This window comes from Halopseudomonas xinjiangensis (genome assembly GCF_900104945.1).
In the GTDB taxonomy this organism is placed as follows: Bacteria; Pseudomonadota; Gammaproteobacteria; order Pseudomonadales; family Pseudomonadaceae; genus Halopseudomonas; species Halopseudomonas xinjiangensis.
Genome location: NZ_LT629736.1, coordinates 445,433 through 465,278 on the forward strand (window position 1 = coordinate 445,433; position 19,846 = coordinate 465,278).

The 19,846-nt window shown below is 61.2% G+C and carries 19 protein-coding genes; 6 read left to right on the forward strand and 13 right to left on the reverse strand.

The genetic code is table 11. The annotated features are described in order from the left end of the window. Nucleotides 1-75: 75 nt before the first annotated feature. The 10 genes from purD to dsbD all read right to left on the reverse strand — a co-directional run bounded on the left by purD (nucleotide 76) and on the right by dsbD (nucleotide 11,293). Nucleotides 76-1,359, reverse strand: coding sequence for a phosphoribosylamine--glycine ligase (purD, locus tag BLT85_RS01990; protein WP_093391575.1), 1,284 nt, complete (start codon nucleotides 1,357-1,359; stop codon nucleotides 76-78). A gap of 13 nt (nucleotides 1,360-1,372) precedes the next feature. Continuing rightward, on the reverse strand, nucleotides 1,373-2,980 hold the full coding sequence (gene purH / locus BLT85_RS01995) for a bifunctional phosphoribosylaminoimidazolecarboxamide formyltransferase/IMP cyclohydrolase (protein ID WP_093391576.1): 1,608 nt from the start codon (nucleotides 2,978-2,980) through the stop codon (nucleotides 1,373-1,375). Between the two features lie 83 nt (nucleotides 2,981-3,063). Continuing rightward, complete coding sequence (gene fis, locus BLT85_RS02000; RefSeq protein ID WP_231701516.1) at nucleotides 3,064-3,348, reverse strand: DNA-binding transcriptional regulator Fis; 285 nt, start codon at nucleotides 3,346-3,348, stop codon at nucleotides 3,064-3,066. Nucleotides 3,349-3,386: 38 nt separating this feature from the next. Further along, nucleotides 3,387-4,385, reverse strand: coding sequence for a tRNA dihydrouridine synthase DusB (gene dusB, locus BLT85_RS02005; protein ID WP_093391577.1), 999 nt, complete (start codon nucleotides 4,383-4,385; stop codon nucleotides 3,387-3,389). Nucleotides 4,386-4,543: 158 nt separating this feature from the next. Further along, nucleotides 4,544-6,028 carry a DUF3426 domain-containing protein gene (locus BLT85_RS02010; RefSeq protein ID WP_093391578.1) on the reverse strand — a complete coding sequence of 495 codons (1,485 nt, stop codon included), beginning with the start codon at nucleotides 6,026-6,028 and terminating at the stop codon, nucleotides 4,544-4,546. A 79-nt stretch (nucleotides 6,029-6,107) separates the two neighbouring features. Further along, nucleotides 6,108-6,989 carry a 50S ribosomal protein L11 methyltransferase gene (prmA, locus tag BLT85_RS02015; RefSeq protein WP_093391579.1) on the reverse strand — a complete coding sequence of 294 codons (882 nt, stop codon included), beginning with the start codon at nucleotides 6,987-6,989 and terminating at the stop codon, nucleotides 6,108-6,110. Between the two features lie 104 nt (nucleotides 6,990-7,093). Next, nucleotides 7,094-8,434, reverse strand: coding sequence for an acetyl-CoA carboxylase biotin carboxylase subunit (gene accC, locus BLT85_RS02020; RefSeq protein WP_093391580.1), 1,341 nt, complete (start codon nucleotides 8,432-8,434; stop codon nucleotides 7,094-7,096). A gap of 19 nt (nucleotides 8,435-8,453) precedes the next feature. Then, nucleotides 8,454-8,903 (reverse strand): acetyl-CoA carboxylase biotin carboxyl carrier protein, encoded by a 450-nt coding sequence (gene accB / locus BLT85_RS02025; protein ID WP_093391581.1) that lies wholly within the window; start codon nucleotides 8,901-8,903, stop codon nucleotides 8,454-8,456. A gap of 23 nt (nucleotides 8,904-8,926) precedes the next feature. Beyond that, nucleotides 8,927-9,379 (reverse strand): type II 3-dehydroquinate dehydratase, encoded by a 453-nt coding sequence (gene aroQ, locus BLT85_RS02030; RefSeq protein WP_093391582.1) that lies wholly within the window; start codon nucleotides 9,377-9,379, stop codon nucleotides 8,927-8,929. Between the two features lie 129 nt (nucleotides 9,380-9,508). Then, nucleotides 9,509-11,293 (reverse strand): protein-disulfide reductase DsbD, encoded by a 1,785-nt coding sequence (dsbD, locus tag BLT85_RS02035; RefSeq protein WP_093391583.1) that lies wholly within the window; start codon nucleotides 11,291-11,293, stop codon nucleotides 9,509-9,511. A 190-nt stretch (nucleotides 11,294-11,483) separates the two neighbouring features. Between dsbD and BLT85_RS02040 the strand changes: the two genes are divergently transcribed. The 4 genes from BLT85_RS02040 to BLT85_RS02055 are packed head-to-tail and all read left to right on the forward strand — an operon-like array spanning nucleotide 11,484 to nucleotide 14,725. Then, entirely contained in the window at nucleotides 11,484-12,455 is a 972-nt protein-coding gene (locus BLT85_RS02040; protein WP_093391584.1) for a DUF2333 family protein, read from the forward strand. A gap of 2 nt (nucleotides 12,456-12,457) precedes the next feature. Continuing rightward, nucleotides 12,458-13,003, forward strand: coding sequence for an NUDIX hydrolase (locus BLT85_RS02045; RefSeq protein WP_093391585.1), 546 nt, complete (start codon nucleotides 12,458-12,460; stop codon nucleotides 13,001-13,003). Next, a complete protein-coding gene (locus BLT85_RS02050) occupies nucleotides 12,996-13,367 on the forward strand; it encodes a translation initiation factor Sui1 (protein ID WP_093391586.1) in 372 nt (123 codons plus the stop codon). Before BLT85_RS02045 ends, BLT85_RS02050 begins: the two co-directional genes overlap by 8 nt. A gap of 5 nt (nucleotides 13,368-13,372) precedes the next feature. Then, nucleotides 13,373-14,725, forward strand: a complete 1,353-nt coding sequence (locus BLT85_RS02055) for an MATE family efflux transporter (protein WP_231701517.1) — start codon at nucleotides 13,373-13,375, stop codon at nucleotides 14,723-14,725. Here the strand turns inward: BLT85_RS02055 and BLT85_RS02060 are convergent. From BLT85_RS02060 to BLT85_RS02070, 3 genes are all read right to left on the reverse strand, one after another. Beyond that, nucleotides 14,722-15,498 carry a methyltransferase domain-containing protein gene (locus BLT85_RS02060; RefSeq protein WP_093391587.1) on the reverse strand — a complete coding sequence of 259 codons (777 nt, stop codon included), beginning with the start codon at nucleotides 15,496-15,498 and terminating at the stop codon, nucleotides 14,722-14,724. The genes BLT85_RS02055 and BLT85_RS02060 overlap by 4 nt on opposite strands. A gap of 106 nt (nucleotides 15,499-15,604) precedes the next feature. Continuing rightward, the gene (ppa, locus tag BLT85_RS02065) at nucleotides 15,605-16,132 is read right to left on the reverse strand and encodes an inorganic diphosphatase (protein ID WP_093391588.1); all 528 of its coding nucleotides are present in this window, start codon (nucleotides 16,130-16,132) and stop codon (nucleotides 15,605-15,607) included. A gap of 242 nt (nucleotides 16,133-16,374) precedes the next feature. After that, entirely contained in the window at nucleotides 16,375-17,634 is a 1,260-nt protein-coding gene (locus tag BLT85_RS02070) for a 6-phosphofructokinase (protein WP_093391589.1), read from the reverse strand. Nucleotides 17,635-17,863: 229 nt separating this feature from the next. Between BLT85_RS02070 and mpl the strand changes: the two genes are divergently transcribed. Together mpl and BLT85_RS02080 are read left to right on the forward strand one after the other, a co-directional pair. Continuing rightward, nucleotides 17,864-19,225: a UDP-N-acetylmuramate:L-alanyl-gamma-D-glutamyl-meso-diaminopimelate ligase gene (gene mpl, locus BLT85_RS02075; protein ID WP_093391590.1), complete on the forward strand. Its 1,362-nt coding sequence runs from the start codon at nucleotides 17,864-17,866 to the stop codon at nucleotides 19,223-19,225. Next, on the forward strand, nucleotides 19,218-19,823 hold the full coding sequence (locus BLT85_RS02080) for a flavin prenyltransferase UbiX (RefSeq protein WP_093391591.1): 606 nt from the start codon (nucleotides 19,218-19,220) through the stop codon (nucleotides 19,821-19,823). Before mpl ends, BLT85_RS02080 begins: the two co-directional genes overlap by 8 nt. The last annotated feature ends 23 nt before the right edge of the window (nucleotides 19,824-19,846 follow it).

A 19,846-nucleotide genomic window follows, 5' to 3' on the forward strand; every position in this document is an offset into this window, starting at 1 on the left:
ATAGCGCAATCGTGATGAGGCGCAGATAACGCCTCGCCTTCTGGCGATAGCCGGTCGGGCAAGGCGCTGGCAGGACTAGTTCTGCTCGCGAGCAATGGCGCGGTAGCCAATATCCGAACGGTAGAAGCGGCCGTTCCAGTTAACGCGTTCGGCAAGTTGGTAGGCTTGCTGCTGGGCGGCCTTGACCGTCTCCCCGAGGGCGGTTGCGCATAACACCCGGCCGCCGCTGGTGACTACCTGACCGTCCAGCAGGCTGGTGCCGGCGTGGAACACCTTACCGTCGAGATCGGCAGCTCGTTCCAGGCCTTCGATGGCGTCCCCCTTGCCGTAGGTGCCGGGATAACCTCCCGCAGCGAGCACGACGCCGAGGCTGCAGCGCGCGTCCCACTGCGCCTGGATCCGATCGAGGCGATTCTCGAGGGCGGCCTCCACCAATTCGACCAGGCTCGACTGCAGGCGCAGCATGATTGGCTGGGTTTCCGGATCGCCGAATCGGCAATTGAACTCGATGACCTTCGGCGCTCCGCGCTCGTCGATCATCAACCCGGCATAGAGGAATCCGGTATAGCGGTTGCCCTCGGCGGCCATGCCGCGGACAGTCGGCCAGATGACCTCGTCCATGACCCGGGCATGTACCGCATCGGTCACTACCGGAGCAGGGGAGTAGGCGCCCATGCCGCCCGTGTTCGGACCGCTGTCGCCGTCACCCACACGCTTGTGATCCTGGCTCGTGGCCATGGGCAACACGTGCTCACCGTCGACCATGACGATGAAGCTGGCTTCTTCTCCTGCAAGAAACTCCTCGATCACCACGCGCGAGCCGGCTTCGCCAAAGGCGTTTCCGGCCAACATGTCGCGTACCGCGTCCTCCGCTTCTTCAAGCGTCATGGCGACGATGACGCCCTTGCCGGCAGCAAGCCCGTCTGCCTTGATGACGATGGGTGCGCCTTTCTCGCGCAGATAAGCCAGGGCCGGGTCGACCTCGGTAAAGTTCTGGTATTCAGCGGTAGGGATGTAGTGCCGCGCGAGAAAGTCCTTGGTGAACGCCTTCGAGCCTTCGAGCTGCGCGGCTCCGGCTGTGGGGCCGAAGATAGCCAGACCGCGCGAGCGAAACAGGTCGACCACACCTTGAACCAGGGGCGCCTCGGGGCCGACGATCGTCAGCTGGACGTTATCCTCCGCGAAATCGGCCAGTTGCTCCAGTGCAAGAACGTCTATATCGACGTTCTTGCACTTTGGTTCCGTGGCAGTGCCGGCATTGCCGGGCGCAACGAATACGGTTTCGACTCGCGCATCCTGAGCCACTTTCCAGGCCAGGGCGTGCTCGCGGCCGCCGCTGCCAATAATCAGTACGTTCATGAAGCTCTCGCTGTTAGTGGCGGAAGTGGCGCATGCCGGTGAAGACCATCGCCATGCCGGCTTCGTCCGCTGCGGCGATGACTTCGGCGTCGCGCATCGACCCGCCCGGTTGGATAACCGCGCTGATACCTGCCTTGGCAGCATTGTCGATGCCGTCGCGGAACGGGAAGAACGCATCGGATGCCATCACCGCTCCCCGTACCTCCAGGCCGGCATGCTCGGCCTTGATGGCGGCGATGCGTGCAGAGTTGACCCGGCTCATCTGGCCGGCCCCGACGCCCACTGTCTGGCGCGCCTTGGCGTAGACGATGGCGTTCGACTTGACGAACTTGGCTACTTTCCAGGCGAAGACCAGATCATGGACTTCCTGTTCGGTCGGTGCGCGGCGGGTCACCACCTTGAGATTCTCTGCGGTGATCATCCCGATATCGCGGCTCTGCACCAGCAGGCCGCCGTTGACTCGTTTGAAGTCCCAGTCGGCATACCGTTCGGCAGCCCATTCGCCGCATTCCAGAAGCCGTACGTTGGCCTTGGCGGCGACTGCGTCGCGGGCAGGCTGAGATATGCGTGGGGCGATGATGACTTCGACGAACTGACGCTCGACGATGGCCCGTGCGGTGTCGCCATCCAGTTCGCGATTGAAGGCGATGATACCGCCGAAAGCCGACTCGCTGTCGGTGGCGTAGGCCAGATCATAAGCCTTGCGGATACCGCCTTCGCCCTCCGGCACGACCGCAACGCCACAGGGGTTGGCGTGTTTGACGATTACGCAGGCCGGCTTGGTAAAGCCTTTCACGCACTCCAACGCGGCGTCGGTATCAGCGACGTTGTTGTACGACAATTCCTTGCCCTGCAGCTGAACCGCGGTAGCAATGCAGGCTTCGGCCGGCTGCGCCTCTCGATAAAAGGCAGCGGACTGGTGCGGGTTTTCACCGTAGCGCATGTCCTGAGCCTTGATGAACTGGCTGTTGAAGGTGCGCGGGAAGCTCGAACGGTCTTCGGTACTCAGGGACTCGCGGCTCTGGTCGATGGTGCCGAGATAGTTGGCGATCATGCCGTCGTAAGCTGCGGTGTGCTCGAACGCCTTCAATGCCAGGTCGAAACGTTGCGCATAGGTAAGACCACCTTGCTTCAGACCTTCGAGGATCGACTGGTAGTCGCTGGCGTTAACGATGATTGCGACGTCCTTGTGGTTCTTGGCTGCTGAGCGAACCATGGTCGGACCGCCAATGTCGATGTTCTCGATGGCGTCAGGCAGCGTGCAGCCGGGCTTGGCCACGGTGGCTGCAAACGGATACAGATTGACCACCACCATATCTATCGGTTGGATACCGTGTTGCTGCATGACCGTGGCATCCTGATCGCGTCGACCCAGAATCCCGCCGTGAATCTTCGGGTGCAGTGTCTTGACGCGTCCATCCATCATTTCCGGAAAACCGGTGTAGTCGGCCACTTCAACGGCGTCGATGCCTTGTTCGCGCAGGAGCTTGAAGGTGCCGCCGGTCGAGAGGATCTCGACGCCGAGGCTTGCCAGATCACGAGCGAATTCAACGATGCCGGTCTTGTCGGAAACACTGACGAGCGCGCGACGTATCGGGAGGCGGGTGGTTTGGTCGGTCATCTTGGGTCCGGGTTCAGCTGGAAAGGAAAGGTGTGCAGCAACCGGCACGCTTGCCAGAGAATCAGCGCACGTGCCGTTGGCGCTTAAAGCAGTCCGTACTGCTTGAGTTTCTTGCGCAAAGTACCTCGATTGAGACCGAGGACTTCGGAGGCTCGGGTCTGATTGCCCTTGACGTAGTGCATCACGCTTTCGAGCAGCGGTGCTTCGACCTCGGCGAGGACCATGTCGTAGACGTCGGTCACGTCCTGGCCATCGAGATGCTCGAAATAGTTTCTCAGCGCTTGCTCGACACAATCGCGAAGCGTCTGCTCGCGTCGACGGACGTCTTCCGATACGTCGGCCGAGCCGGTTTCAGGGCTCTGATTCACGGGGAGGGTTCCGTCATTCAAAAAAGGGTTCATCGAGTTCATGCCGCCAGGTCTCCTTCCAGCAAGCGGTTGAAATGTTCTTCTATGTTCCGGCGTTGCAGAGCGGGACATTCGATCCTGTTGAAAGTCCGCCGAAACGCTGCGGCTTCCGGCAGCGTTTCGAGATACCAGCCGACGTGTTTGCGCGCGATACGCGCACCCTGGTCGGGTCCGTAGAACTCGTGCAGCGAATCGAGATGTTCGAGCAGAATGTCTCGCTGCCAGGCTAGTTCAGGCGAAGCGAGCACGCAGCCTGTTTCCAGATAATGATTGATCTCTTGAAAAATCCACGGGCGCCCCTGGGCGGCCCGGCCGATCATCACCGCATCGGCACCCGTCTGCTCGAGTACCAGACGCGCCTTTTCCGGGGTGTTGATATCGCCGTTGGCGAAGACCGGGATCCCTATCGCCTGTTTGATGCTGGCTATGGTGTCGTATTCGGCCTGGCCGGTATAGAGCTGGTCACGGGTGCGGCCATGCACTGCTAGCGCCTGGATACCGCTTTGTTCGGCGATACGCGCAATCTGCACACCGTTGCGTCGCTCGGCACACCAGCCGGTGCGAATCTTCAGGGTAACCGGGATGCTCACCGCAGCGACCACCGCTTCGAGAATCTCGCCGACCAGAACTTCGTCACGCAGCAGGGCAGATCCGGCGGCCTTGTTGCAAACCTTCTTGGCCGGACAGCCCATGTTGATATCGATGATCTGCGCGCCGAGCTGCTGATTGCGAAAAGCAGCCTCGGCCATCATCTGCGGGTCGCCGCCCGCGATCTGAACTGAGCGCGGTTCGGCTTCGCCGGTGTGGTCGAGTCGCTGGCGAGACTTGCGACTGTTCCACAGGCGGGTGTCGCTGGTGACCATCTCCGAGACCACGAGCCCGGCACCCAGCCGCCGGCAAAGTTGCCGGAAGGGACGGTCGGTGACGCCTGCCATGGGGGCGAGAATCACGCGATTGGGTAACTGGTACGGTCCGATACGGATCACTGCATGGTCCATCCCTGTCTTGTCCAAACGTTGATGCACGCCCGCACTACGCCGGGGGCGTCAGGGTGGGCTTTTGTGAAAAAGGGCAGTAATCATACCTGCTAAGGGTTGCCGCATAAAGACTCGGCTGGCTGAATCTTGAGCAATTCGTCCGAAGCGAACAGGGCTGGTCAGCGCGACTCGAACTCCAGCGTATAGCTCGCCGCATCGGGACCCGGATCGAGCATGCTCAGGGCAACACGGATGGGGACCTGTGGTGGCATCAGCTCGGCACCCGCCAGTTCGCCGGAGAGGTACTCGTCAGGACGGAAGCGCCGCGAGGCAACTTCCCGTCCCTGCGTGTCGGTGAACTGCATCAGCAATACCGGGAACGGCTGGGCGTAATCGGCACGGTTGTAGAGCATCGCGTCGATAGCCAGCGCGTTAGGGAATTCCGGATGCGGTCGTACGAGCAGATTACTGCTGCGCAGCTGGGTGATGTCGACCTTGGCCGGCAACTCGCAGCCAGCCAGCAGGCATGCAGACTCCAGCCAGGGCCGAGCGGTTTGATCACGGGTAAGGGCGTCGAAGTTGTAATACACATACTGGGCGCCGAGACCGACGGCGGCGAGGACGCTCAACAGCAGCCAGAGCCCTGTTCGGCGCTTGCGACGCGGTCGCTGGTCTTCCTCATCAAGGTATAGCGGCTCGTGCTGCAGGTCCGGCAGGTCATACAGATTGCCTAGTCCGGGCTCGCGTCGCCTGTCCGCGGCGACTGATTCTTCGGATGCGAATGGCAGGGTACGTTGGCGAGCGGGTGCGCGATCCCTGAGGAATACGCCATGGTCGGCATCGTCTTCGACCAACGGGCGCAGCGGCCCGACGGGCGCATCATGGTCATGTGCCGCGGCAGCTTCATCCTCCTCGTCCAGCGAGACGGTTGGCTCCACAGCAGACCCGAAGTCGCGCGCGGGCGAGGTGGCGATGAAATCATCATGCAGGTCCAGAACCGATTCGTCGCTTTCGACCGTAGGCTCCGCGGCACTGAGCGTCTCCTCCGGGGGCAGGCTGTCGGTCAGTTCGGGCGTCGTCTCCTGATCGGAAGCGAGCTCGGCATCCAGTGTAGCCCAGAAGTCGTCGTCTTCGTCATCCTCGGTAGCGTTGAGATCAGGCCAGCTGTCGATCTCTTCCAGCCGCAGTTCCAACTTCGGTTCTGGTTCTGGTTCTGGTTCTGGTTCTGGTTCTGGTTCTGGTTCTGGCGTCGGCTCCGGTTCAGGCTCGGGTACTGACTCTGCCTCGGGCTCGGTGTGCTGTGGCGTAGCTACGACAGGAGCGGAAGTCCGCTCCTCATCGCGTGGGGTAGGCGGCTCGGATGGGTTTATTTCTGCGAGGATCGACTCGTCGAGGCCCAGCGCCTCGAGATCCATATCCTCGTAGTCGATATCGTCGTAGTCCATGTCGTCGTGAATCAACAACGACTGTTCCCCTGGGGAGGCTGCCGGGGGCGTAGCGGGGCGCTCGTCACCGGCAGGATCGGACACTGGTGTGGTGCGGGCATTGAAGACACGCAAGCAGGCGCCGCAGCGAACATTGCCCGCAGCCGCCTGCAGCTGTTCCTGCGAAAGCCGGAATCGGGTTTGGCAGAAGGGGCATTGCGTGATCAGCAATTCGCTCATTGTGGCGCTTGTTCCTGTTCGTTCGGCATGCGTAGTCGTGTCACGGACCGGTTATTGTGCCTTCGAGCGCGTCCGCCTGTCACCGTTTCCGGGTGCCGCTTACGCGTATCCAGCCGTCGCGCTCGGCCACCGGATCGAGGTCGAATTTAGCGCGATAGGTTTGCAGAACGTCGTCGGTCTGCTCGGCCAGGATGCCCGAGAGTGCCAGACGGCCGCCTGGCTTCACCAGGCTGATTAGCTGATCGGACAGCGCTACCAGTGGACCCGCCAGAATGTTAGCCAGCAGCACGTCGGCGGGCTGTTGCGGCATTGCCTCGGGCAGAAACAGTGACAGCCGTTCAGGGTCGATCCGGTTCCGGCCGGCATTATCCCGTGAGGCTTCCAGTGCCTGAGGATCGATGTCGGTCCCGCGTGCATGGCTGGCTCCCAGCAGCAGCGCTGCAATGGCCAGAATCCCCGAACCGCAGCCAAAATCGATCACCTGTCTGTCGACGACCGGTTCCGCATCCAGCCATTCCAGGCACAGTGCTGTGGTGGGATGAGTGCCTGTACCAAACGCCAGGCCTGGGTCTAGCAGCAGATTGACGGCCTGGGGGTCCGGAGCGTCATGCCAGCTAGGAACGATCCATAGCCGATCGCCGAAACGCATCGGCTGGAAATTGTCCATCCAGCTGCGTTCCCAGTCCTGATCTTGCACGTACTCGATCTGGTGATCTGGTAGCTCGCCCTGTCGCAGCAAGCGCAAATGGCTTATCAGGTCGTCGGCGGATGTGTCCCCCTCGAACAAAGCCAGCAGGTGCGTATTCGACCATAGCGGCGTGGTGCCGAGGTCCGGTTCGAAGATGGGCTGATCTTCCGCATCCATGAAGGTCACCGATACGGCACCGAGTCCAAGCAGTGCGTCTTCCAGCTCTTGAGCCTGATCCGGCTGGATGGCGAGGCGAAGTTGTAACCAGGACATGTTTTGTTTCCATTAAACGAAAAACCCGGGCGAGCCCGGGCTTTGGCACTGCACCGCGGGTGAACTTGTCAGAAACAAGCCTTCGACCTGCGGTGCCAGCGGTTTTACTTCATTCCCAGCTTGTGCTCGAGGTAGTGAATATTGACGCCCCCCTTGCAGAATTCGGGATCGCGCACCAGTTCACGGTGCAATGGGGTATTGGTCTTGATGCCATCGACCACGAGTTCCTCGAGCGCGTTGCGCATCCTAGCCAGCGCTTCGTCACGCGTCGCCCCGTAGGTGATCAGCTTGCCTACGAGAGAATCGTAATTCGGCGGTACCTTGTATCCACTGTACAGGTGCGAATCGACACGTACGCCGTTGCCGCCAGGGGCATGGAAGAAGGTCACGGTGCCCGGGCTGGGCATGAACGTTTTCGGGTCCTCGGCATTGATCCGGCATTCGATCGCGTGGCCGCGGATGGTAACGTCTTTCTGGCTGATGCTCAGCTTGTTGCCGGCTGCGACCAGAATCTGTTCCTTGACGATATCCACGCCAGTGACCATCTCCGACACGGGGTGCTCGACCTGCACACGGGTGTTCATCTCGATGAAGAAAAACTGTCCGTTCTCGTAGAGGAATTCGAAGGTCCCCGCTCCGCGATAACCCAGATCGACGCAAGCCTGCACGCAACGCGCCTGGACTTCCGCGCGGGCCTTTTCGTCGATCCCGGGAGCTGGCGCCTCTTCGATGATCTTCTGGTGGCGGCGCTGCAAGGAACAGTCGCGATCACCCAGATGCACGGCGTTGCCCTGGCCGTCGGAAAGAATCTGCACTTCCACGTGGCGCGGGTTGGTGAGAAATTTTTCCAGATACACCATCGGGTTGCCGAATGCTGCACCGGCTTCGGTGCGGGTCAGGCGAATCGACTTGAGCAGATCGGCCTCGTCATGCACTACGCGCATGCCGCGACCACCGCCACCACCGGCCGCCTTGATGATCACCGGATAGCCGACACGTTGGCCAATCCGCAGGCATTCTTCTTCATCTTCCGGCAATGGGCCGTCAGAGCCGGGTACCGTCGGCACCCCGGTCTTCTTCATCGCGGCAATCGCCGAGACTTTGTCCCCCATCAGGCGGATCACGTCTGCGCTCGGGCCGATGAATGTGAAGCCTGAGCGCTCGATCTGCTCGGCAAAGTCGGCGTTCTCGGCGAGAAAACCGTAACCGGGATGAATGCCATCTGCGCCTGTGACTTCGGCAGCGCTGATGATCGCCGGAATATTCAGGTAGGAGTCGGTGGCCGGTGCCGGACCGATACATACCGACTCGTCGGCCATCGCCAGGTGCATCAATTCACGGTCAGCCGTGGAATGCACGGCAACGGTCTTCAACCCCAGTTCCTTGCACGCGCGGATGACGCGCAGAGCGATTTCACCGCGGTTGGCTATCAGTACTTTTTGCATCGCAGCCTCCAGGCCGGGCTCAGGCGATGCTGAACAGCGGTTGGTCGAATTCCACCGGCTGGCCGTTTTCCGCCAGGATGGACTGGATGACGCCGCTCTTGTCGGCCTCAATGTGGTTCATCATCTTCATCGCTTCGACGATGCACAGTACATCGCCGGCCTTGACGCTTTGACCCACTTCTACAAAGGATGCAGCGGCAGGCGACGGCGAACGATAGAAAGTACCGACCATGGGCGAACGAACCAGATGACCCGCGGGTTCGGCTGTTGGCGTTTCCACCAGGGCAGCAGGCGCAGCGGCTGGGGCAGGGGCCGGTTGAGGTGCTTGCTGGAAGTATTGCTGCGGCATAGCGGCTTGCTTGCTATGACGGCTGATCCGGACGGATTCTTCTCCTTCGTGAATTTCCAGTTCGTCGATGCCGGATTCTTCAAGAAGCTCGATCAGTTTTTTTACTTTGCGGATATCCATTGATAGGTGCGCTCCAGAGCAGGTTAATCGCGTTTAGCTTGTTCAATACGGTGTACCGCTGCTTGTAGAGCCAGCTCGTAGCCCTGGGCTCCGAGACCGCAGATCACGCCTTCGGCGACATCCGAAAAGTAGGAGTGATGGCGGAACGGCTCGCGCTTGTACACGTTGGATAAATGAACTTCGATGAATGGGATGCTCACCGCCAGCAATGCGTCACGTATCGCTACGCTGGTATGGGTGAAGGCAGCCGGATTGATCAGAATGTACTCGATGTTTTCGTCACGTGCGGCATGGATGCGGTCGATCAGCGCGTGTTCGGCATTGCTCTGCAGGCTCTGCAGGCGGTGCCCGAGGCTGTCGGCAAGTTCGGCCAGGCGCTGGTTGATCTGCGCCAGGGTAACTGCGCCGTACACACCCGGTTCACGGGTGCCAAGGAGGTTCAGGTTGGGTCCATGCAGGACCAGAATGCTCGCCATCGTTGTATCCACGCGTGCGTGACTGTTCGGTCAAATCAGGGCCGCAGTGTGCCGTAATCGGAAAGGGCTGTCCATAACCCGAAGGTTACCATCAGATGCCTGCATGATTGCAGCAAGAAGGCGAAAAATCTACTGGAGCCGAAGATCTGCAAGGCGTTCCAGAAATTCGGCACTACCGACTTCTCCAGGCAGGCGCAGCGCAGTCCGTTCGACTCCGTTCGTGTGGTAGAACAGAAACGCAGGCGGGCCGAAAAGCTGCTTGTCGGTCAACCAGGCGCGCTGATCCGGGGTGTTGTCGGTCAGGTCCAGGCGGATTCGAGCCACATTCTGCAGCTGCGCCTGGACCTGAGGATCACCTAGCACACGTCGTTCGATGATCTTGCAGCTGATGCACCAGTCGGCGTAGAGCTCGAGCACGGCAGGGCGGCCGAGTTGCTGTGCCTGGCTCAGCTCGCGCTGTAGTGCTGCCTGGCTTTCCACGGTAGTGAAAAAGGTGTCGGTACTCGCTGCGGCCCGGTCACCCTGAGTCAATGGTTGCAGCGGGCGCAACGGGTCATGACCGCCTGCCAGCGCCCCGGTAAGCGCGGCCAGGCTATAAAACGCAGCAAGCAAGGCGAGGGTCTGAGCGAATCGCCCCCAGCCGCCCCGCGGTGAACGCTCGAACAGTCCGAGCTGGATCGCCAGGCCGGCTGCAAGGGCGGCCCATAGCGCCAGACTCAGGGACCCGGGCAGGATGCGCTCGAGCAGCCAGATTGCCACGCCAAGCAAGCCGAATCCGAACAGCTGCTTGACACCGTTGAGCCAGGCCCCTGACCGCGGCAGGAGCGCACTGCCGAACACAGCGACCAGCAGCAGGGGGACGCCCATGCCCAGCGCGAGAAAGAACAGGCGCAGTGCGCCGCCCAGTGCGTCGCCGGTGGCGCTGATGTAGACCAGGGCGCCGGCCAGCGGCGCGGAAATGCACGGTGACACGACCAGCGTCGAAAGCGCGCCCATCAAGGCTGCGCCGGGAACCGAGCCACCTCGGGTGCGGCTGCCGAGTCGTTCCAGAGGTTCGCGTAGCGCGGCGGGCAATCGCAGGTCGAACAGACCGAACATGGCCAGAGCGAACAGAACAAATAGCGCGGCGAAGATGCCGAGCAGCCATGGCGACTGCATACGCGCCTGGATATTCAGGGCCGCGCCGAAGATGCCGATCAAAGCGCCTACCACCGCGAAGGTCACAGCCATTCCGAGCACGTAGCTGCCAGCCAGAACGAGCGCGCGGGGACGATCGATATGCTGGCGTCCGAGTACCAGGCTGGTAAGGATCGGCAGCATCGGCAATACGCACGGGGTGAAGGTCAGGCCGAGTCCGGCCAGGAAGAACAACAGAAGCGCCAGCGAAACACCGCTGTCGACCGAGGACTCAGGCTCCGATGAGGTCTGCGGCGCGGTCAAAGCCTCGCCGCTGCCCACATCAAGCACGACCGTTTCCGGGGGGTAGCACAAACCGGCGTCAGCGCAGCCCTGGAAGCTCAGCCGCAGAGCGCTGACCGTCGCACCTTCCTGCAGCTCCAGCGTGACCTCAAGCGAGTCGTAATAGACCTCGACATCGCCGAAATATTCGTCGGTCTTGTGCTCCCCGTCCGGAAGACGAACAGCCTTGATAGCCTCAGGGGCATTCGGCACTTCGAAGCCGAGGCGATGCCGATACAGGTAATAGCCAGGCGGCATGTCGAAACGCACACGCAGCTGGTCAGAGCCGCGTTGCTCCAGTGACGGCCGAAAGGCCTCATGCACGGGAAGAAAGTCAGCCTGTCCGCTGCCGCCATCCAGCAGGCTGGTACCCGCCGCGCCGTCGTCAATGAGTTGTGCCTGGGCAAGAGGGGTGCAGAGCAGACACAGCAATAATAGAAAGCGATGCAACAGCATGTTGGACCCGGCGAGTGATCGAAGCAGACATCATAATGCTTCGTTGGGGCATTGCCGAGGGCGAATCTTGTAGACCGGGCTGTACGTGCCAGCGCAGGGGCGATCCGCGCGGACACTGAATTACCTGGCTGGTGACGGTGTCCTAGCCATGCCCGGGTGGTATGCTGGGCGCGGGTTGCTAAGGAGCGGAATGATGAGATTCGGACGAAACAAGCTGGGCCATAACAACGATTCGCTGACCAGTCGCACTGTCGGTCTGGCGTTGGCCGTTCTGCTGGCGGTCTACCTGCTGGTCTGCCTGATCCTCGGTTGGTACTGGAGTCGCGAGCCTGGCCTTGAGCCGGTCGCTCCCACTCCCGGCCCTGACACCACGCTGGTAGTCGGCTCGACCACCGCCCGTACGGTCCATGGGCTGATGTATACGTTGCTGCAGAAGCCGGGTGGCTTTACTGGCAACGACATTTTTCCGCCTGGCGTCTGGCTGGACAATATGCCCAGCTGGGAATTCGGCGTATTGGTGCAGGTACGTGACATGTCACGAGCGATGCGTCGAGATATGGCGCGTTCGCAGTCTCAGTCGCAGGAAGACCCCGATCTGGCTCTGGCCGAGCCGCGATTCAACTTCGATAACAACAGCTGGATGTTCCCGGGTAGCGAAAGCGAATACCGCTCCGGTCTGCGCGCCCTGAACAGATACATCCGCCGCCTCGAGACCGGCGAGGCCAACTTCTATGCCCGTGCCGATAACCTGGCGAGCTGGATCGGTGATTCGAGCACGCGCCTGGGGTCGTTATCCCAGAGGTTGTCTTCAAGTGTCGGTCAGGCGGAAGTGACCGAAGAAGGACGGCACTATCGCAAGACGCCGTGGCTGGAAATCGATGATGTGTTTTTCGAAGCGCGTGGCTCCGCCTGGGCGCTGTTGCACCTGATGCGTGCCGTCGAGCACGACTACGCGGACGTGCTCGAACGCAAGAATGCCATGACCAGTCTGCAGCAGATCATGCGCGAGCTCGAAGCGACACAGCAGCCGCTGTATAGCCCGGTGGTGCTCAACGGCAGCGGCATGGGCATCCTGGCGAATCATTCGCTGGTGATGGCCAATTACCTGTCACGTGCAAATGCCGCGATGATCGACCTGCGTCGGCTGCTCGAGCAGGGCTAGGCATGGATGAGCGATCCATAAACGCCTATCTTGCGCGCTCCGCTGCCGAGGACGTATTCCACGTCAACGAGCGCGACGAAACTCTCGGGGTGGTCAGCCGCGCGACCATTCAACGCGACAGGCTGATCACGCGTAGCACCTTCATTTTCGTCTTCAACTCGCGCGGCGAGCTGTGCATGCATCGCAGGACACTTCACAAAAGGCTGTATCCGGGTTTCTGGGACGTCGCCGCCGGCGGGGTGGTGAGCGCAGGCGAAAGCTACGCGGACGGTGCCAGACGTGAGTTGGCGGAAGAGCTTGGCGTGGTTGGAGCTGGCCTCACCGAGCATCTGCGGTTTTTCTATGACTCGCCGGAGAGCCGTTTGTGGGGGGCAGTGTTCAGTTGCGTATGGGATGGACCGATCACCATGCAGCCCGAGGAAGTGCTGGACGTACGCTGGATCGATCCGCACAGCGACTGGCAGCGCCCCGAGGAAAAGTATTCGCCGGACTCCTTGCTGGCGCTCAGGCTGCTCATGGACAAGCAACAGCGAGACGCAGATGAATAGCAGGAAGAAGGGATTGGACTCGCTCGGCGGCCTGGTTTATTCGACCGATACCGGGCGAATGTGTCCGGGCTGTAGCGAGCCCGTCAGCGGTTGCCGTTGTGGCGAGGCCGCGCCGCCCCAGGGCGATGGTATCGCACGGGTCCGACGCGAGACCAAGGGACGCGGCGGCAAGACGGTAACGACCATCAGCGGCCTGATCCTTCCTGAGGCCGAGCTCAAGGCATTGGCGAAGCAGATGAAAGCGCGCTGCGGATGCGGCGGATCGCTGAAGGATGGCGTGATCGAAATTCAGGGCGACCAGGTCGAATTGCTGTGCCAATGGCTGGGTGAAAAGGGTGTCAAGGCCAAGCGGTCGGGCGGCTGACAGCGTTGCGCCTCACCACTCTGGCGGCTGATTGGAAGTCACCCAACACTCAGCGTCAGGTCTGGGCACTCGCCGTGCCGATGATCCTCTCGAATGTCAGTGTGCCCCTTGTCGGCCTGGTCGACACAGCGGTAATCGGCCATATGGATGCCGCTTACCATCTCGGTGGGGTGGCAGTTGGCGCCACGTTGATCACCTTTGTGCTGTGGGCTACCGGTTTTCTTCGCATGGGTACCACAGGCTTCGTCGCCCAGGCCTGGGGTCGACGCGACGGCGATGCCTTGCGACTCCTGTTGGCACAGTTGCTCTGGCTGGCGCTGCTCCTGTCATGCGCTGTCTGGCTGCTTAAGTCACCACTCTTTTCTCTAGGACTTCATTTTGTCGACGCCAGCCCGGAACTGATCGGCGAGGCGCAGCGCTACGTGGAGATTCGCCTGTTCAGCCTGCCCGCAGCGCTGGCCAACTTCGTGCTGGTCGGCTGGTTCATAGGAGCCGGAGTGGGGCGAGCCCCGATGTTCCTGCTGCTCACCGTAAATCTGACCAACGTCCTGCTGGACGTTTTGCTGGTGGTCGGGCTGGAAATGGGCGTGGCGGGCGCAGCCTGGGCCACGGTGGCAGGAGATTACTGCGGTCTATTGCTCGGCTTGTGTCTGCTGCGGCCTTTGCTGGCGCAGGTGCCTGGTCGGCTTGACTGGCGTGCCGCCTTGCAATTGCGGGGCGCGGCGCCGCTGATGCAGGTCAACCGCGATATTCTCATTCGCACGCTGGCACTGGAAGCGGTGTTCTATTTGCTGGTGGTCCAGGGCTCGCAGTACGGCGATGCAGTAATCGCCGCCAACGCAGTATTGCTCAATTTCCTGCTGCTGACATCGCACGGGCTTGATGGGCTTGCTCATGCGGTAGAAGGGCTCGGCGGCAGCGCCATTGGCGCTCGCGATCACCGCCGGCTCCGACGCGTGCTGGTCGTATCGACCGGCTGGTCGCTCATTCTCAGCCTGGCCTTCGTTGCGGCATTTACCTTGTTTGGTGAGCACATCGTGCGGATGCTCACTGATATCGAGTCGGTGCGCGACACGGCAGTTCGTTATCTGCCCTGGATGGCCTGGATGCCACTGGTGGCGGTATGGGGCTACCTGCTCGATGGTCTGTTCATCAGTGCAACCCGAGCCCGCGCCATGCGCAACGCCATGCTCTTATCAGTCGTTGGGGTTTACGTACCCATCGCCTGGTTTTTCTGGGGTGCCGGGAATCACGCGTTATGGCTGGGTTTCCATCTATTCATGGTGGCGCGAGGGTTGACGCTTGGTGGCTGGTTCGTCTGGCTGTGGTGGCGGGGGCGGTGGATCGCATCGCACTAGTTCGTCCTCGGCACCAGCCACCAATGCAGGTACCGCCCCATATGTCGGTAGGCAGGGTGGGTGCTGTACAGCAGTTCGCGTTCGATGACCTCGTCCAGCGAAGCCTGTGCCTTGAACGGCTCGTGCATGTAGTCGTGGAACACGCGGATGCCAGTTTCTCCCTTGAGCTCTAGGCCTGCATCAGCCACCCAGTTGGCGACATAGCGTGGATCGAGCGGTTGCTGGGGCGTGAGACTGCGGCGCCCCTCGCCGGCGAGCTGGTTGCGCTCAATCTTGCGGAACTGACCCTTGATCAGATTCTTGTAAATGAGGGCATCGCGGTTGTAGAACGCCAGCGAGATAGCGCCGCCATCGTTGACCAGGCTGCGCAGACAGCGGAGCGCCTCGGCCGGGTCGGCGAGCCATTCCAGTACGGCGTGACAGATCACCAGATCAAAGACCTCGCCGCTGGCAGGCAGCGTCTGCAGCGATGCCTGAATGAAGGAAGGCGGATGCGCCAACGCATGCTGGGCAAGCCGGGCACGGGCATGCTCGAGCATTTCCAGCGATGGGTCCGTTACGGTGAGCTGATGGCCTTTCAGCGCCAGCCACTCGCTCATATGGCCCAGCCCCGCACCGGCGTCGAGCACGCGCAAGACGCTTCGCCCGTCCTGGATAGTCCGCAGCCATTCACCCAGATCCCGGGTCAGCACCGCCAGACGCACGGCACCTTTGGGGCTGTCATAAATCTTGCGTGCGAAATGCGCGCCGAGCTGGTCGAAGTGACGGTCCATGCGAGCCTTTGTGATCCGCGAAGAAGGGATACGCGAAGCGTACCCGAAAGTGCGACGGGCATAAAAAAAGCCAGCTTGTGGCCGGCTTTTCAACGGGGCGAGACGTTTATTTTTGGTAAGCGTCTACTGCCTTAACGATTTCCGCGCGGGCCTCTTCAGCGCTGCCCCAGCGGTCGATCTTCACCCACTTGCCAGCCTCGAGATCCTTGTAGTTCTCGAAGAAGTGCTGGATCTGCTGAATCAGCAGCTCGGGAAGGTCGGTATATTCCTTGATGTCGCGGTACAGCACGCTGAGCTTGTCGTGCGGTACGGCGATCAGCTTGGCGTCTCCGCCACCATCATCAGTCATGTGCAGCACGCCGACCGGACGGGCGCGGATCACTGCGCCGGGAGTGACCGGATGCGGTGTGACGACCAGGACGTCGAGCGGGTCGCCGTCGTCGGCCAGCGTGTTCGGGATGTATCCGTAGTTGGCCGGATAGAACATCGGTGTAGCCATGAAACGGTCGACGAACAGGGTGCTGCTGTCCTTGTCGATCTCGTATTTGATCGGCGCGTGATTGGCCGGGATCTCGATGGCGACATAGATGTCGTTGGGTACGTCTTTGCCTGCGGGGATCTGGTCGTAGCTCATGTTTTACCTGATTCGGGCATTTGGAAGGGTTTACTGAACAACCGTCTGACCGGCGACCGCGGCAGGAGTTCTTCACTAAGCCCTCGAAAGCTGGGCGAGATTATAGGTGCTAACGTAGCGGATACCAAGCGATTCGGAATAGAACCATGGTCTTACTGGCGAAACGGTAATAACGCCTTCGGACGACTTGCCGTTCATGAAAAAGCCGCCCGAAGGGGCGGCTTCGGACGGTCATAGTCGCATCAGACGTGGAACGAGTCGAGTTTGCGTCCGACCGAAATCTTCTTCAGCCGTACGTAGTCAGGCATGCCGTTCTTGAACGGAGGTACGTCCTCACCCTGGATCAGCGGAGACAGGTACCGGCGGCAGGCTTCGGTGATATGAAAACCGTCTTCGGTGATGAATTCGCGCGGCATGAATTTCTCCACGTTGGCGACATCCTTCAACGGTGCTTCGATGATGTCCCAGCGGTACGGCTGGTCTTCCAGGCGGCGAATGGCCGGCATGATCGCATTCTTGCCTTCCAGTGCGATACGCACGGCCGCCTGACCCAGGGCGTACGCCTGCTCGACGTCGACCTTCGAGGCGATGTGACGCGCAGCCCGTTGCAAGTAATCAGCCACAGCCCAGTGGTATTTGTAGCCGAGCTCATCCTTGACCAGCTTGGCGATGGTCGGCGCGACACCGCCGAGCTGGGCGTGACCGAACGCGTCGGTCAGGCCCGACTCGGACAAAAACGTGCCATCGGCGTTCTTGATGCCTTCGGATACGCCGATTACGCAGTAGCCATACTGCTCGACGCACTCCTTGACCCGTGCCAGGAACGCAGGCTGGTCGAAGTCGATTTCCGGGAACAGCAGGATGTGCGGCGGCTGCCCTTCGCCTTCGGCGGCCAGGCCACAGGCGGCGGTGATCCAGCCGGCGTGGCGACCCATCACTTCGAGGATGAATACCTTGGTGGAGGTAGCGGACATTGAGTCGACATCGAAGCCTGCTTCACGGATAGAGGTAGCGACATACTTGGCCACCGAGCCGAAGCCTGGCGAGCAATCGGTGATCGGCAGGTCGTTGTCCACGGTCTTGGGCACGTGGATCGCCTGGATCGGGTAACCCATGGTTTCCGCCAGTTGCGAAACCTTGAGGCAGGTGTCGGCAGAATCGCCACCACCGTTATAGAAGAAGTAGCCGATGTCATGCGCCTTGAACACTTCGATCAGACGCTCGTACTGGGTGCGGTTGGCTTCGAGGCTTTTGAGCTTGTAGCGGCAGGAGCCGAATGCACCGGAAGGCGTATGACGCAGCGCAGCGATGTCTTCAGCCGATTCTTCGCTGGTATCGATCAGGTCTTCGGTCAGTGCGCCAATGATGCCGTTGCGTCCGGCATAGACCTTGCCGATCTTGTCCGGGTGCTGGCGAGCCGCTTCGATGACGCCGGCAGCCGACGCGTTGATGACGGCGGTAACACCGCCGGACTGGGCATAAAAGGCATTCTTGACTGTCATGCGGACTCCATGTGTAAAGCTGTTGGCCTGTGCTGATAGCCGTTCCCTGCAACGTCCGTATCGGTGAGCATTGCGTGTGAAGCGGGTGGCGCTCGGCGAAATCGCGGCATCATAGCCCAATGCCGCATCCTTTGCATGGACCACCGCCGGGCGCTAATGTTGCACCGGCGTGCGTGATAGTATCGCGACACGCTGATTGCGAAACGAATACACCTTTTCTGGATCGACCATGCACCTGCATATTCTCGGTATCTGCGGCACCTTCATGGGCTCCCTGGCGCTGCTGGCGCGCGAGCTTGGACACACCGTCAGCGGTTCCGATGCCAACGTCTATCCGCCGATGAGTACCCAGCTTGAGGCGCAGGGTATTTCCCTGATGGAAGGCTATCGTGCCGAGCACCTGGACCCTGCTCCGGACCTGGTGGTGATCGGTAATGCCCTGTCACGCGGTAACCCGGCGGTCGAGCATGTTCTCGACAAAGGCCTGCCGTACGTGTCCGGTCCCGAGTGGCTGGCGCGACATGTGTTGCAGGACCGTTGGGTGCTGGCCGTCGCCGGCACCCACGGCAAGACCACCACATCGAGCCTGCTGGCGTGGATCCTTGAACATGCCGGCATGGCGCCCGGGTTTCTCATTGGCGGGGTGCCGCAGAATTTCGGGATTTCCGCGCGTTTGGGGGACACTCCGTTTTTCGTCGTCGAAGCCGATGAATACGACAGCGCGTTCTTCGACAAGCGCTCGAAGTTCGTCCACTACCGGCCGCGCACGGCAATCCTCAATAACCTCGAGTTCGACCACGCCGATATCTTTCCCGACCTGGCAGCCATCGAACGGCAGTTTCATCATCTGGTGCGCACTGTTCCGGCGTCCGGACTGATCATTCATCCGCAGCAGGACGAAGCGCTGCAGCGAGTTATCGGGATGGGCTGCTGGACGCCTCGGCAAACCACCGGCGAGGGTGGACAGTGGCAGGCGCGGTTGCTCGAGGCGGACGGGTCGCGCTTCGAAGTGTTGCTCGACGGCAAGAGCGTAGGCGAGGCGCACTGGGAGCAAACCGGGGCGCATAGCGTAGCCAATGCGTTGGTAGCCCTCGCCGCGGCTCGTCATGTAGGCGTAACACCGGAGCAGGGCCTCGCGGCGCTGCCAGCGTTTCGCAGCGCCAAACGCCGGATGGAAAAGCTGGGCGAGATCAACGGCATCGTCGTCTATGACGACTTCGCCCATCATCCTACGGCCATTGCTACCACGCTGGCCGGTCTGCGCGCTCGGGTAGGCGATGCGAAGCTATTGGCGATCATCGAACCCCGGTCCAATACCATGCGGCTGGGTAGCCACATGCAAGCGCTGCCCGACAGTGTTGCGCAGGCCAGCGAGGTAATCTGGTATCAGCCCGAAGGGCTGGACTGGTCGCTGGAAGGCGTTGTCGGGGCCAGCCCTGTGACGGCGCGAGTCGAGACCAGCATCGAGCGAATCATCGAACAGGTGGTTGCCAATGCCGAACCGGGAACGCACATCGTCATAATGAGCAATGGCGGCTTCGCCGGCATTCATCAGCGGTTGGTACGCGCCTTGGAGGCCAAGCATGGCTGAGCGGCGCGTCACGCTTGCGGTAACCGGGGCGTCGGGGGCGCAATACGCGTTGCGCCTGCTCGAGTGTCTGGTACGCGCCGATGTACAGGTTTCGTTTCTGATCTCGCAGGCCGCGCAGCTGGTAATGGCAACTGAAACGGACGTTGAGCTTCCGGCCAAGCCCCAGGCGATGGAACGCTTTCTGACCGAGCGCTACCAGGCTCAGCCGGGCCAGATCAGGGTGTATGGCAAACAGGACTGGATGGCGCCCGTCGCCTCCGGATCCGGAGCGCCGAGTGCAATGGTGGTCTGCCCATGCTCCACTGGTAGCTTGTCCGCGATCGCCACCGGTGCCAGCAATAATCTGATCGAACGCGCCGCGGACGTTGCATTGAAGGAGCGGCGCAAGCTGATTCTGGTGCCGAGAGAGGCGCCGTATTCAACGGTGCACCTGGAAAACATGCTCAAGCTGAGCCAGATGGGGGCTGTGATCCTGCCGGCGAGCCCGGGGTTCTACCATAAGCCGCAGAGCATCGACGATATGATCGACTTCGTTGTCGCGCGCATTCTCAACCAGTTGGAACTGCCCCAGCAGCTGCTGCCGGCCTGGGGCGAGTAGACCGGGCTGCTTCGCCCGGTCGG